This is a genomic window from Bradyrhizobium erythrophlei (assembly GCF_042430365.1).
GTDB lineage: Bacteria > Pseudomonadota > Alphaproteobacteria > Rhizobiales > Xanthobacteraceae > Bradyrhizobium > Bradyrhizobium erythrophlei.
In genome coordinates this window covers 12,513-25,329 of record NZ_JBHMET010000098.1, presented here as the reverse complement: position 1 = coordinate 25,329, position 12,817 = coordinate 12,513, and the positions used below count along the sequence as shown (strand labels likewise).

General features: G+C 65.2%; 11 protein-coding genes. 6 read left to right on the top strand and 5 right to left on the bottom strand.

The genetic code is table 11. From position 1 onward, the window contains the following. Positions 1-97: 97 nt before the first annotated feature. Both ACFFWD_RS16800 and ACFFWD_RS16795 read right to left on the bottom strand, forming a co-directional pair. On the bottom strand, positions 98-1,102 hold the full coding sequence (locus ACFFWD_RS16800) for an ABC transporter substrate-binding protein (RefSeq protein ID WP_376967007.1): 1,005 nt from the start codon (positions 1,100-1,102) through the stop codon (positions 98-100). Between the two features lie 50 nt (positions 1,103-1,152). Next, a complete protein-coding gene (locus ACFFWD_RS16795; protein WP_376967005.1) occupies positions 1,153-2,514 on the bottom strand; it encodes an FAD-dependent oxidoreductase in 1,362 nt (453 codons plus the stop codon). Between the two features lie 109 nt (positions 2,515-2,623). On the opposite strand from ACFFWD_RS16795, the gene ACFFWD_RS16790 reads away from it, so the two are divergent. Next, positions 2,624-3,508, top strand: a complete 885-nt coding sequence (locus ACFFWD_RS16790) for a LysR family transcriptional regulator (RefSeq protein WP_376967003.1) — start codon at positions 2,624-2,626, stop codon at positions 3,506-3,508. A 63-nt stretch (positions 3,509-3,571) separates the two neighbouring features. Next, the gene (locus ACFFWD_RS16785; protein ID WP_376967001.1) at positions 3,572-3,838 is read left to right on the top strand and encodes a hypothetical protein; all 267 of its coding nucleotides are present in this window, start codon (positions 3,572-3,574) and stop codon (positions 3,836-3,838) included. A gap of 28 nt (positions 3,839-3,866) precedes the next feature. Here the strand turns inward: ACFFWD_RS16785 and ACFFWD_RS16780 are convergent, their stop codons facing one another. Continuing rightward, the gene (locus ACFFWD_RS16780; RefSeq protein ID WP_376966999.1) at positions 3,867-4,652 is read right to left on the bottom strand and encodes an enoyl-CoA hydratase-related protein; all 786 of its coding nucleotides are present in this window, start codon (positions 4,650-4,652) and stop codon (positions 3,867-3,869) included. A 171-nt stretch (positions 4,653-4,823) separates the two neighbouring features. Between ACFFWD_RS16780 and ACFFWD_RS16775 the strand changes: the two genes are divergently transcribed. After that, complete coding sequence (locus tag ACFFWD_RS16775; protein ID WP_376966997.1) at positions 4,824-5,798, top strand: ketopantoate reductase family protein; 975 nt, start codon at positions 4,824-4,826, stop codon at positions 5,796-5,798. Positions 5,799-5,836: 38 nt separating this feature from the next. After that, positions 5,837-6,619 (top strand): SDR family oxidoreductase, encoded by a 783-nt coding sequence (locus ACFFWD_RS16770; RefSeq protein ID WP_376966995.1) that lies wholly within the window; start codon positions 5,837-5,839, stop codon positions 6,617-6,619. Between the two features lie 140 nt (positions 6,620-6,759). Here the strand turns inward: ACFFWD_RS16770 and ACFFWD_RS16765 are convergent, their stop codons facing one another. Beyond that, the gene (locus tag ACFFWD_RS16765) at positions 6,760-7,440 is read right to left on the bottom strand and encodes an alpha/beta hydrolase family protein (protein ID WP_376966993.1); all 681 of its coding nucleotides are present in this window, start codon (positions 7,438-7,440) and stop codon (positions 6,760-6,762) included. Between the two features lie 283 nt (positions 7,441-7,723). On the opposite strand from ACFFWD_RS16765, the gene ACFFWD_RS16760 reads away from it, so the two are divergent. After that, entirely contained in the window at positions 7,724-9,559 is a 1,836-nt protein-coding gene (locus ACFFWD_RS16760; protein WP_376966991.1) for a di-heme-cytochrome C peroxidase, read from the top strand. 137 nt (positions 9,560-9,696) lie between these two features. Here the strand turns inward: ACFFWD_RS16760 and ACFFWD_RS16755 are convergent, their stop codons facing one another. Beyond that, positions 9,697-11,223: an aspartate ammonia-lyase gene (locus tag ACFFWD_RS16755; protein WP_376966989.1), complete on the bottom strand. Its 1,527-nt coding sequence runs from the start codon at positions 11,221-11,223 to the stop codon at positions 9,697-9,699. A 345-nt stretch (positions 11,224-11,568) separates the two neighbouring features. Between ACFFWD_RS16755 and ACFFWD_RS16750 the strand changes: the two genes are divergently transcribed. Continuing rightward, the gene (locus ACFFWD_RS16750) at positions 11,569-12,261 is read left to right on the top strand and encodes a hypothetical protein (RefSeq protein WP_376967009.1); all 693 of its coding nucleotides are present in this window, start codon (positions 11,569-11,571) and stop codon (positions 12,259-12,261) included. Positions 12,262-12,817 lie beyond the last annotated feature (556 nt).

The window sequence follows — 12,817 nt, the reverse complement described above, 5'->3', positions numbered from 1 at the left end:
GAGCAGCGCCACCCTGCTCCAAAGCTCCACAGGAACCCGAAAGCATCACAAGCTCTCAGGATGACGGGGAAAAAGGTGTGCACGCGACGCTGTGGCATCAATCCGCCTTCACATAGTCTTTGGCGATGATCGCATTGGCATCAAAGCCCTTGTCGACGAAGCCCTGCTCCTGAAGCCATTTGATCTGGTTGTCGACGTTCTTCACATCCAGCTTGCCGTCGGGGTCGACATAGGCGCAATTGCCGACCACCTGCTCGAGCGGCAGATTGGTGTATTTGGCGATGATCTCGAGCAGCGGCTTTGTCCGCTCGTCGATCGGCACAACGCCGTCCTTGATCGTCGCCAGGATCACGTCGTGATACTCGCGATCGGCGCGGACCAGCGCGGTCAGCAGCCTGGTCACGAGCGGTGCATTGGTCAGCGTCTTCGGCGAAGCGAACACGGCGCCGAGTTGCCACGGCGTCTCGTCGCCAACCCAGCCCAGAAATTTCGCGCCGTTGGAATCCATCAGCGTGCGCGCGGTCGAGATCGGCAGCAGCGCGGCGTCGACAGTCTCGCCCTTCAGCGCGGCGGCCGCATTCGACAGCGACTGCAGCGGCACCACCTTCACGTCGGACAGCTTGAAGCCGTATTTGTCGGCGAGCAGGCCGAGCGAATAGTGGAAGCTGGAGCCGACCTGCGTCACCGCCACGCGCTTGCCCGCAAGATCCTTCGGCGTCTTCAGGCCAGCGGCATAGGCGTTGTTGCTGGCGAAATAGCCGATCAAGGGATAGCCGGCCTTCTCGCGGCTCATGCCGCCGATCACCTTCAGCGTGCCTTTGCCGGCGAGATTGTAGAGCCCCGCGGTGAAGGCGGTGATGCCGACATCGACGTCGCCCGAGGTGGTCGCGACCGCGATTGGCTGCGCCGCGTCGAAGAACTTCAGTTCGACATCAAGGCCGGCGTCGCGGAAGTAGCCCTTGTCCTGCGCGATGAACACCGGCGCCGAGGACGACAGCCGCAGCACGCCGATCCTGGCCTTCAGGAGATCATCGGCTCGCGCAACCGAGCTCGCTGCCAGCACCAGCAGCCCCGCGCATGCGAGCCGTGCCCAACCCTTCATTCCCTTCCCTCCACCTCGGCGCGCCCGTAGCCACGTACACGCGCGACATTCTAAAGTCCCGCGGGCACCGCCTGATCGCGCCCGATGAACGCGCCCTGCGCAGCGAGCTGTTGTTGCAACTTTTCGACGGAAATGTCGCGTGGAATCGTGTTGCCCGACAGCGCCAGCGCGGCCGCGGTTCCCGCCGCCTCGCCCATCACAAAACAGGCGCCGGAGACCCGCGCCGCCGATTGTCCTTCATGGGTCATCGAGGCGCAGCGGCCGGCGACCAAGAGATTGTCGACGCCCTCGGGCACCAGCATGCGGTACGGCAGCTCATTGTAGCCGCGGCTGTCCGGGATCGGTGGAAACTCGAAGTTCACATCGCCGGCGACATGGGACTCCTTCGGCCAGCCATTGACGCCGATCGAGTCGTCAAACGAGGCGCAGCCGAGCACATCCTCGCCGGAGAGCATGTAGCCGCCGATCACGCGCCGCGTCTCGCGGATACCGAGCTGCGGCGGCAGGTCGACGATGTAGGAATTTTCGAAACCCGGCACCGTGCGCAGGAATTCAAAGGCCTCGACCGCCTGGCGCCGGCCTTCGATCTCGCCGCGGGTCATGTCATCAGGGTCGATGCCCGAGATCGCACTGCCGTCCGCGCGCGTCACCTGCGTGAAGTTCACACGCCATTCGATCTGGGATTTCTGCGGCCGCACGATCGCGGACTTGCGCGGGAATGTGTGGATGCCAGCGGCCGCGGCCTTTTCCATCAGCGCCGGGATGGTGCGCCACGCGTCACCGGCCTTGGCGGGATCGATGCCGTTAAGGCGGAACATCATCGACGGGTAGAGCATGCCGCCGGCATTGTCGCCGACTTCGAAAGGCGCGCCGGCCCACACCGCGAGGTCGCCGTCGCCGGAGCAATCGATGAAGATGTTGGCCTTAACCGCCTGCCGGCCGGCCTTGGTCTCCACCATCAAGGCGCGGACGCGCGCGCCCTCCATCACGACGCCGGCGCCGAGCGCGTGGAAGAGGATGTCGACCTTGTGATGGGCGAGCAGATCGTCGGCCGCAATCTTGTAGGCCGCGGTATCGTAGGCCTGCGCAAGGATCTTGCCGAGGATCAGATGCGGCGCGTTCAAGCCGCCGAGCCGGTGGATGCGCGCCAAGAGGTCGGAGGCGATCCCCTGCACCACCCGGTGCATCTCGCCGAACACATTGGCATGCAGTCCGCACAAGTTTGTCACGCCCGCCGCGGTCCCCATGCCGCCGAGGAAGCCGTAGCGCTCGATCAGCAGCGTCCGCCGTCCGGAACGCGCAGCCGCAACCGCCGCGGTGATTCCCGCCGGGCCGCCGCCGAGCACGACCAACTCATACTCGCCGTAGATCGGGACCTGCCGCGCCGGTTCTTCGATCGTGTTCGCTCGCATCCGAGATTTCCGCCCTGAACAAGTTTGTTGGGTGGACTATGAATTGATGCGAATAGGAGTACAATCCACCAAATTATGCAATCAGCTTTCTCGAATCGAGAAAGATCGAATGGACACGCTGGCCAACCTCGAAGCCTTTCTCGCCACCGCCGACGCCGGCGGCTTCTCCGCCGCCGCGCGGAAGCTCAATGTCGCGACGTCGGTGGTCGCCAAGCGCGTGACCCAGCTCGAGGAGCGGATCGGCGCGGCGCTGTTTCATCGCTCGACCCGCCAGCTGCGGCTGACCGAGGCCGGCCAGCAATATGTCCATCGCGCCCGCGGCGTGGTGGCCGATGTGGGCGATCTGCTGTCGCGGATGGGCGAGAAGGATCGCGACCTTACCGATCATCTCCGCGTCAAGGCGCCGACATCGCTCACGGTGGCGCGGCTTGCCGACGCCTTCACCGCGTTCCAGACCCAAAACCCAAGCGTGAAGCTCGAGATCGTCATGATCGACCGCTCGGTCGATCCGGTCACCGAAGGGTTCGATATCGCGATCGGCGCGTTCCCGCTGTCATTCGGCGGCGTGGTCGACGAACCGCTGTGCCGGCTGACGCGGCTGTTGTGCGCCTCGCCCGCCTACCTGAGGACGCACGGCACACCACAGCATCCGCGCGATCTGGTCGATCATCGCTGCCTCAGCTTCCTGCCGACCGGACCGGAATGGCCGTTCGAGGGACCGCGCGGCCGTATCAACGTGCAGGTGCGCCCCTTCCTCAGCTCGAACGAGGGCCGCGTGCTGACGCAAAGCGCGCTCGCCGGCAACGGCATCACGCTGATCTCGCACTATCTCGTCGAGGATGCGCTGCGCGAGGGCGCATTGGTGCCGGTGCTGACGGAGTTTCCGGTTCCGGATCTTTGGGTGAAGGCCGCCGTTCCCGAACGCCGCATCGACGCGGCCGCCGTGCAGGCGCTGCTGCGGACGCTGAAGACGTCACTTGCGCAAGCCCTGTGACGCCGGTCCCGTCTTGCTCCCGTCGTGGAGACCTGAAACAACGGCGCAGAAGGATCGCTCGTCTTGAAACTCCTGATCTCGCTATCGCTTGGCCTTGTCGTCGCAACCGCACCCGCGATGGCGATCGAACAAAATTGCCGCTTCATCCAGGCAAAGGCGGAACGGGAGGCCTGCTATCACCGGCAGGAAGAAGAGCTCGCGGCGAAGCGCAAGCCTGAACCGACGGCGTCGACATCGCGTGAGTCAAAGACCTTCGAATCGCTGCAGCAGATGCGCCGCGAGGATGAGGAGGTCTACCGCAGCCTGCGCAGTATCTGTCGCGGCTGCTGAGCTGCGCCGGCGCACCTATGCCTTCACCTTACCATCGGCCTGCGCGCTTCTCGGCAAAGGACGCGAGACCTTCCGCCGCTTCCGCGGTCTGTCGCTTGGCCGCATGCATGCGAACGAGGCGCTTATAGGCCTCGTCCTCCACGGCCATGCCGCCGAACGAACTCTCCATCGCGAGCTGCTTGGTTTCCGCCAGCGCGTTCGGCGCATTGGCGAGCAGCTGCTCCACGACCTTCGCGCCCGCACTCTCGAGCTCGGCCAACGGCACCACCTCATGCACCAGGCCGATACGGCGCGCGTCCGCGGCGCCAAAGCGTTCGCCGGTCAGCGCGTAGCGGCGCACCTGGCGCACGCCGATGGCGTCGCAGAGCTGCGGAATGATGATCGCGGCGGTCAGGCCCCAGCGCACCTCGGTGATCGAAAACAGCGCGTTGTCGGCCGCGATCACGACGTCGCAGGCCGCGATCACGCCGGCGCCGCCGCCGAAGCAGCCGCCCTGCACCAGCGCCACCACCGGGATCGGCAGCCGGTTGAGCCGCTGCACGGCCTCGAACGTCGCGCGCGACGCCGCCTCGTTCTCCCCGGGCGATTGCGGCCGCACTCTGTTGATCCATTTCAGGTCGGCGCCGGCCTGGAAATGCTTGCCATTGCCCTTCAGCACGACGACGCGGAGCGGCTTCGTCGAGAGTTCGTCGATCGCCTCGAGCACACCCTGGATCAGCGCGCCATCATAGGCATTGTTGACCTCGGGACGATTCAACGTGACGGTCGCGACCCCGCGCTCATCGAGGCTCCACAGGACTGGGCTGGCCGGCATGAACGTGTCTCCCCTCATCGATATCTTGTGTGTTCATCACTATGGCGGAAAGGACGTGTCTTGATCCATCACTTTCCGGCGTGATGTGGCCGCGCCAGGCGCATGACCGGTTGCACGACCGCGCACGCTCGTGGAAACTGGCACGGCAGCTTCGAGGGACAAGTTCCACCCATGCGCATTTGCATTTTCGGCGCGGGCGCCGTCGGCAGCCATTTTGCGGTCCGGCTCGCACGCGCCGGGCACGATGTGGCTTGCGTGATGCGCGGTTCGCATCTCGACGCGGTCAGGGCCAACGGCCTGACGCTCAGGGTTGGCGAAACCGCCGTCACGGTAAGCGTGAAGGCATCAGCCGATCCGGCCGAGCTCGGGCCGCAGGACGTCGTGATCAGCACGCTGAAGGCCACCGGCATCGCCGCGCTGGCAACCGGACTCGCGCCGCTGCTCACGGACGATACGGGGATCGTATTCGCCCAGAACGGCATTCCCTGGTGGTATGATCTCGGCCTGCCTGCACGCCACCCGTCGATCCCCGACCTTGGTTTCCTCGATCCCGGCGGGCGCCTGCGCGCCGTGGTTCCGAAGGGACGCATCATCGGCGGCGTGATCTTCTCCTCCAACGAGGTGATCGCGCCCGGCGTCGTGGCGAACCTCTCGCCTGAACGCAACCGCCTGTTGATCGGCGAGTGCGATGATCGCCAGAGCGAGCGGATCGCACGGCTGCGTGCGGCGCTGAACGACGCAGCAATCGAATCCCCCGCGGTCAAGGAAATCCGCGAGACGATCTGGTCAAAGCTCCTCACCAACATGTCGATGTCGGTGCTGTGCCTGCTGACCGAGCAGACCGCGCGCGGCGTGCGCGACGATCCGGCGCTGAAGGACGTGATCCCCCGGCTGCTCGACGAGGCCAATGCGGTGGCGACGCACTATATTCCCGACGTCAAGCGCGTCACCCGTTCCGGCCCGGCCCCGGACCACAAGCCGTCGATCCTGCAGGACTTCGAGCTCGGCCGCGCCATGGAGATCGACGCGCTGGTGCGCGCGCCCGCGGCCTTTGCCCGTGCCGCCGACCTTTCCACGCCGATGCTCGACCTGATGGCGGCGCTGGCGGTCCGCAAAGCGCGTGACAAGGGGCTCGATCAGGGCTGACAATTCATAAGCAACGGCAAGAAGCGGGACATCGAACCATGCACGTGAAGGGTAAAGTCTGCGTCGTGACAGGTGGTGCAAGCGGCATCGGCGAAGCGGTGGCGCGCGCTTATGCCGAGGCCGGCGCGCGCGGCGTCGTGGTCGCCGACCTCAAGACCTCGCGCGATCGGCTCGCCAGTGTCGCCGGCGATATCGACGGACTTGCGGTCACCGCCGATGTCGGGCTGGAGGAGGACGTCAAGGCGCTGGTCGCCGCCGCCGAGGACAAGTTCGGCCCGGTCGACGTGTTCTTCTCCAACGCCGGGCTGTCGCGCAAGGGACAGGAGACGGCATCCGACGCCGATTGGGACGTGAGCTGGCGCGTCCATGTGATGAGCCATGTGTTTGCGGCCCGCGCGCTGGTGCCGGGCATGCTCGCGCGTGGCTCGGGTTACCTGCTGAACACCGCCTCTGCCGCGGGGCTCCTCGCCTCGCTGAACTCGATGCCGTATGGGGTGACGAAGAACGCCGCGGTCGCGCTCGCCGAGCATCTCGCGATTCAATATGGCGACCGCGGCATCCGCGTCTCCGTGCTCTGTCCGCAGTCGGTGCAAACCGGCATGACGACGCCGGGCCCGAGTGCGGCGCGGGTCGACGGCGTGCTGCAGCCCGCTGAGGTCGCGCGGATGGTGATCGAGGCGATGGCGGAGGAGCGCTTCCTCATCCTCTCGCACCCGCAGGTGCAGGAGTACATGCAGCGCAAGGCCGCCAACCGCGACCGCTGGCTCTCCGGTATGCGCCGGCTGCGCGACAGGATCTATGGCGGCGCGGTTTCAGGCTGATCGCGGCGCGAACTGGCCTCTGGCGGAGCACCGATTGCGGTCTCGCGATCAAGATGTAGCCCGGATGGAGCGCAGCGTAATCCGGGGCCTCTCTCGCCCACAACCGCCACTGTCCCGGATTTCGCTTGGCTCCATCCGGGCTACGAATGCTTCACCATCCACCCTGCAAACACGTCCAGCACCTCGGCCATCACCTCGCGATCGTTGCGGCCCGAGCGCTTGAGCACGTGGAAGGAATGGTCGGCCTCCTGCACCAGATGCAACGTGGCGCGTGCTCCCAGCCCCTGCACGACAGGCTCGAGCAGATCGAGCTCGGCCAGCGCATCGCGGGTGCCCTGCAGGAACAGCATCGGGATCTTGACGTCGGCGAGATGCTTCGCCCGCTCGCTCGACGGCTTGCCGGCGGGATGCAGGGGGAAGCCGAGGAAGACCAGCCCCCGCACACCGGCGAGCGGGGCCTTGGCCTGCGCCTGAGAGGTCATGCGCCCGCCGAACGATTTGCCGCCGGCGAACAGCGGCAGATCGCCACAACGGCGCCCGGCCTCCGCGACCGCGGCACGGACCGTGGCCTGCGCGATCGCGGGCGGATCGGGCCGCTTGCTGCCCTGCTCCATGTAGGGAAACTGATAGCGCAGCGTTGCGATGCCGCGCTCGGCGAGCCCGACCGCGATCGTCTCCATCGAGGCATGCGCCATGCCGGCGCCGGCGCCATGGGCGAACACATAGGCCGCGCGCGCCTGCGGCGGACGCAGCAGCAGCGCGGATACCGCGCTGTCGTCGGACACAGCGATGGTGAGCTTTTCCGCGCCGGCGGTGGTCACACGATGTCCCCTCGGGAATAAAATCGATCAGCCGCTTCTAGAGCATTTTCGGGTCTGATTGAATCACAACCGAGGCTCCCTGCCGCGATGCACGCGAATGTCAGTGCCGCGGCCGGCGAATAGTGAACTGGCTCACAGGCAGACAACATTTCCGTTGTTAGACCTTGGGCTGCTACTGTAGGATGGTCATCCGCGCGACACACGCCAAACGCGAACCCGCTTTTGGCGATTTTTAATACCTGATGAATATGACGCGCGGTGACCGCGAATCGGGGGACGGGCCATGCGTCGCAAGACGATCATTATCATCGGGTTGTTGATTCTCGTTGGCCTGTACTTCAAGGACGATCTCGAAACGCTGGTCGACGGCTTCCGCGTCAAGGTCGTCGAGTATCAGGCGCCGGCAAAGACCGTGTGGCTGGACCAGAATGTCAGCGCCGAACGGCTGCGCTGGTTTTATCACGCCGATCAGGGGACCCGGACCTTCCTCATCCCCCATGAATGGTTCATGGCGCTGGAGCAGCCGACCATTCCCTGGCTGCTGCTCACCGCGGCACCGCGCCTGAGCGAGACCAATTATCTCGGCCGCTTCGGCTTCATTGCGGATACGGTGATCCCGGGCAAGCCCGATCCGCTGCCGATCGGCTTCGCGCAAGGCGGCCCGATGCTGGATGCCAATGGCGCGCCATGGCGCAATCCGAGCAGCAAGGCCGACATGAAGGCGGTCGGGCTGACCTGCGCGGCCTGCCACACCGGAAGCTTCACCTATCGCGGCACCGAGATCGTCATCGACGGCGGTCCCGCCAACACCAATCTGTTCGAATTCCAGAAGGGCATCGGCGTGTCGCTGCTGCTGACGCGCTTCTGGCCGGGCCGCTTCTCCCGCTTTGCCGACGAGATCCTGGGCAAGAACGCCAGCGTCGACGAGCGCATGGCGCTGCGCGGCCAGCTCGATCTGGTGCTGAAGCAGTACGGCGAGATCAACGCGCTCGAGACCAAGGTCGCCGCCAACAGCGTCGAGGAAGGTTACGCACGGCTGGACGCGCTGAACCGGATCGGCAACCAGGTGTTCTCGCTCGACCTGAAGAACCCGAACAACTATGCCTCGCATTCGGCGCCCGTGCATTTCCCGCGAATCTGGAACGCGCCGTGGTTCAGCTGGGTGCAGTATGACGGCTCGATCATGCAGCCGATGGTGCGCAACGCCGGCGAGGCGCTCGGCGTCAGTGCCGACCTCAATTTGCTCGACGAGGCCAAGGGCCTGTTCAAGTCGAGCGCGCGGGTCGACGTGCTGCATGAAATGGAGCGCATGATCGCCGGCGATCCGCCGAGCGAGGACAAGGGCTTTGGCGGACTGAAGTCGCCGAGATGGCCGGAGAACATCCTGCCGCCGATCAACATGGACCTCGCGAAGAAGGGCGCCGAGCTCTACAAGACGCACTGCCAGGAGTGCCACCGCCCGGCGATCGACAGCAAGGCGCTGCCGTCGAGCGAAGCCTTTGCGCTGTTCAAGGACAAGAAATGGTGGATCAAGAACGAGGCCGGCCAGCCGCTGCTCGACGTCGAGCTCGTGCCGATCTCCCATATCGGCACCGATGGCGCGCAGGCCGCGGGCCTCGCGGCGCGCACCGTCGAGACGCCGGCCAATCTGAAGATCAAGGACGGCGGCTTCGGCCCGGCGCTCGGCGAGCTGGTCGAGAAGACGGTCAACTATTGGTACGACCAGAACAACGTTCCGCCGGAGGATCGCAAGCGCATCAACGGCTACCGGCCGAACGACATCCAGGCGCCGCTCGCCTACAAGGTGCGCCCGCTCAACGGCATCTGGGCGACGCCGCCCTATCTGCACAACGGCTCGGTGCCGACCATCTACGCGCTGCTGTCGCCGGTGAAGGATCGGCCGAAGACGTTCTATCTCGGCAGCCGGGAATATGATGCCAAGGACCTCGGCTATGTCTGGAAGGACAGCATCAAGAACGGCTTCCTGCTCGATACCTCGACGCGCGGCAACACCAATACCGGCCACGAATTCACGAACGAGAAGCGTCCGGGCGTGATCGGCCCGGAGCTGAAGGACGAGGAGCGGCGCGCCCTGATCGAGTTCATCAAGACGCTGTAGGCTCCGAAGGAACTGCGCTCCCTCCCCCGCGAGCGGGAGAGGTGAACTGAGTTTGCGGATAAGGCCCGTCACGCTTTCTGCGTTCCTGCATCAGCGGGATTTCGGCGCGACATTATCTCTGCCAAGATCGGCCCCTCTCACGCCTTCGGCGCGGGGCCCTGGCGGCGCGCCGGGCGCGTCATCGCCTCGAGCTCGAGCAGCTGGTTGAGCTGCTCCTCGGTCAGGAGCTTCTCCTCCAGCACGATGTCGGCGACCGAGCGGTTTTCCTTCAGCGCGCGACGCGCGACGCGCGAGCTCGCCTCATAGCCGAGCGCGGGCGCCAGCGCCGTGATCAGCCCGATCGAGCCCTGCACCAGGCTGCGGCAACGCTCGCGGTCGGCCTCGATGCCCTCGACGCAGCGCTTGGTCAGCGTGTCGATCGCCGCCGTCAGCATCCTGAGCGAGCTCAGCACACAATAGCCGATGGTCGGCTCGAAGGCGTTGAGCTGGAGCTGGCCGCCCTCAGCGCACATCGTCACCGTGAGATCGTGGCCGATCACGAGAAACGCGACCTGGTTGACCACTTCCGGAATCACCGGGTTGACCTTGCCGGGCATGATCGAGGAGCCGGCCTGCACCGCGGGCAGGCGAATCTCGCCGAGGCCGGTGCGCGGCCCCGACGACAACAGGCGAAGGTCGTTGCAGATCTTCGACACCTTGACCGCGACGCGCTTGAGCACACCGGAGAACAGCACGAAGGCGCCGAGGTCCGACGTCGCCTCGATCAGGTTGGACGCCAGCACCATCGGCTGGCCCGACAGCCGCGACAGCTCTTCCACCGCGAGCGCCGCATAGCGCGGGTCGGCATTGATGCCGGTGCCGATCGCGGTCGCGCCGAGATTGACCTCGCGGAACAGGCTCGAGATCTCGTTCAGCCGTGCGACGTCTTCCTTCACCGTGACGTGGAAGGCGTCGAACTCCTGGCCGAGCGTCATCGGCACCGCGTCCTGCAGCTGGGTGCGGCCCATCTTCAGGACGTCGGCGAATTCCACCGCCTTGCCCTTGAAGGCATAAGCGAGGTCATCGAGCGCGCGCACCAGCGGCTGGGTGGCGAAGATCACCGCGAGCCGCAGCGCGGTCGGATAGGCGTCGTTGGTCGATTGCGCCATGTTGACGTCGTCATTCGGATGCAACGCCTGATAGTCGCCGGGCTTCTTGCCCATCAGCCGCAGCGCGACATTGGCGATCACCTCGTTGGCGTTCATGTTGGTCGAGGTGCCGGCGCCGCCCTGGATCGCATCGACGACGAAGGATTCGGCGTACGTCTTGTCGGTCGCAACCTGGGTGCAGGCCTTGTCGATCGCGTCGGCCTTTTCCGCCGAGAGATAGCCGAGACGCCGGTTAGCGCGGGCAGCGGCCTGTTTCACCAGCGCCAGCGCGCGGACGAATTCCGGAAAGTGCCCGACCGGCACGCCGGTGATCGGAAAGTTCATCACCGCGCGCTTGGTGTGAATGCCCCACAGCGCATTGGCCGGCACATCGTCGTCGCCGAGCAGATCATGCTCGGTGCGGGATTCTGCCTGACCGATCGGCACGGTGCGGACAGTCGCGATCGCGAGCTCGCTGACGCCGCGGCCGTCGCCGGACGCCGGCGCGGTGACGCTCTCAACCTTCGATTCAACCATCGATACCTCCCATGCCCCCTTGCAGAACGCAGTCGTTCGCGACACGTCACATGATGCGCCGGGCGTCGCATGAAATCCAATGCCCATCAGCGAAGTCTTACACAGAATGGCAAACCGACATCACGATCGCGGCAACATTTGCATTCGCGATCCAAAATTCGGAGAATTGCCTTATCTCCCGTGATAATAACAAATTATCGAGTGCATTCGACGCCTCGTGACGAAACCGTGCCGCGGCTTCGCTCCGACACCGTCGCGTGCTAGATCATCCAAGCAACTGCCCCGCAGGCGCACCTGACAGGCCAACAACCAAGAACGCGAGCCGTGCCCAACACCAACGAACCGATGACGCTCACCTTCCGCTGTCCGGCGGAGCTCGAGGGCAAGATTCCGCCGCCAGTGCCGGCGACGCTCGGCCTTCCCGGCTGGCTCAAGGCGATGCCGACGCAGGCCTTCAACGCGATCAACATGCGCGACGAGGATACGGTCAAGCGTTGCCCGCCGTTCGTCGATGCCATGACCTCTGGCTTCCTGATTCCGCTGATCTGCGATCTCAAGGTCGAGAACGGCGCGATCACCTGGGACAATGAGATCCCGCCCGGCGGCGTGCTCGATTTCCCGCGATCGCCGGTCGGCTTCCATGACGAAAACCAGGTGATGGGCTCGCCGCTGTTCGAGCCCGACCGCTTCGTGATCAAGTTTCACAATCTGTGGACCATCGAGGCACCGGAAGGCTACGCGCTGTTCTTCACCCATCCGGTCAATCGCTTCGACCTGCCCTTCACCACGCTGAGCGGACTCGTCGACTGCGACCGTTTTCGCGACAGCTGGATCCATTTCCCGGCGCATTGGCACGACATGAACTTCACCGGCGTGCTGCCCAAGGGCACGCCGGTCGCGCAGTGCCTGCCGGTGAAGCGGGACAACTGGGTCGCACGGACCGCAGCCCTGACGGCGGAGGAGACGCAGCGGGTGAACGAGCTGACGAAGAAGATCAGCCGCGAGCCGGGTCTCTATCGACGGCAGTTCCGGGCGTAACGGACGTGCGCCGCATCCACCACTGTCGTCCCGGCGCAGGCCGGGACCCATAATCACCGCCGTTCGTTGTGAGAGGGATCGGGGCCCAGCATCGCACACAATTAACTTTCGCGGCTATGGGTCCCGGCCCCCGTGCGCAACTGCGCACTAGGCCGGGACGACACCGAGATTGTTGTGCCGGTCGCGAGTCACACATCTTCTGATGTCATACATCCCCGTTCTCGCGGCATGATTTGTCCGAGTTTTACCTTTCGTTTCGCCTCTCTGAGGAACAGAGGGCGCAGGGAAAGCCGGGCGCCGATTGCACCCGCGGCGCCGATCGCACCCATGGGTCCCGTGCAACAAAAAGCACGGGGGTAGGACCACAGGTGTAACCGGAATCCCGGCTTTCCCTGCGCGATGGTTTTACGGCTTCCTTCGTGCTCTCCCCGGCGAGACCGGGCTTGTTTGCCACCGTCATCAGCAAAAGGATTGCTGATGAGACACCAGCCACTGGGGCGTCAGGACCACACGACTTCGCCGTCCGCGCCACACGCACTCGTCGTTTGCGCGCTTT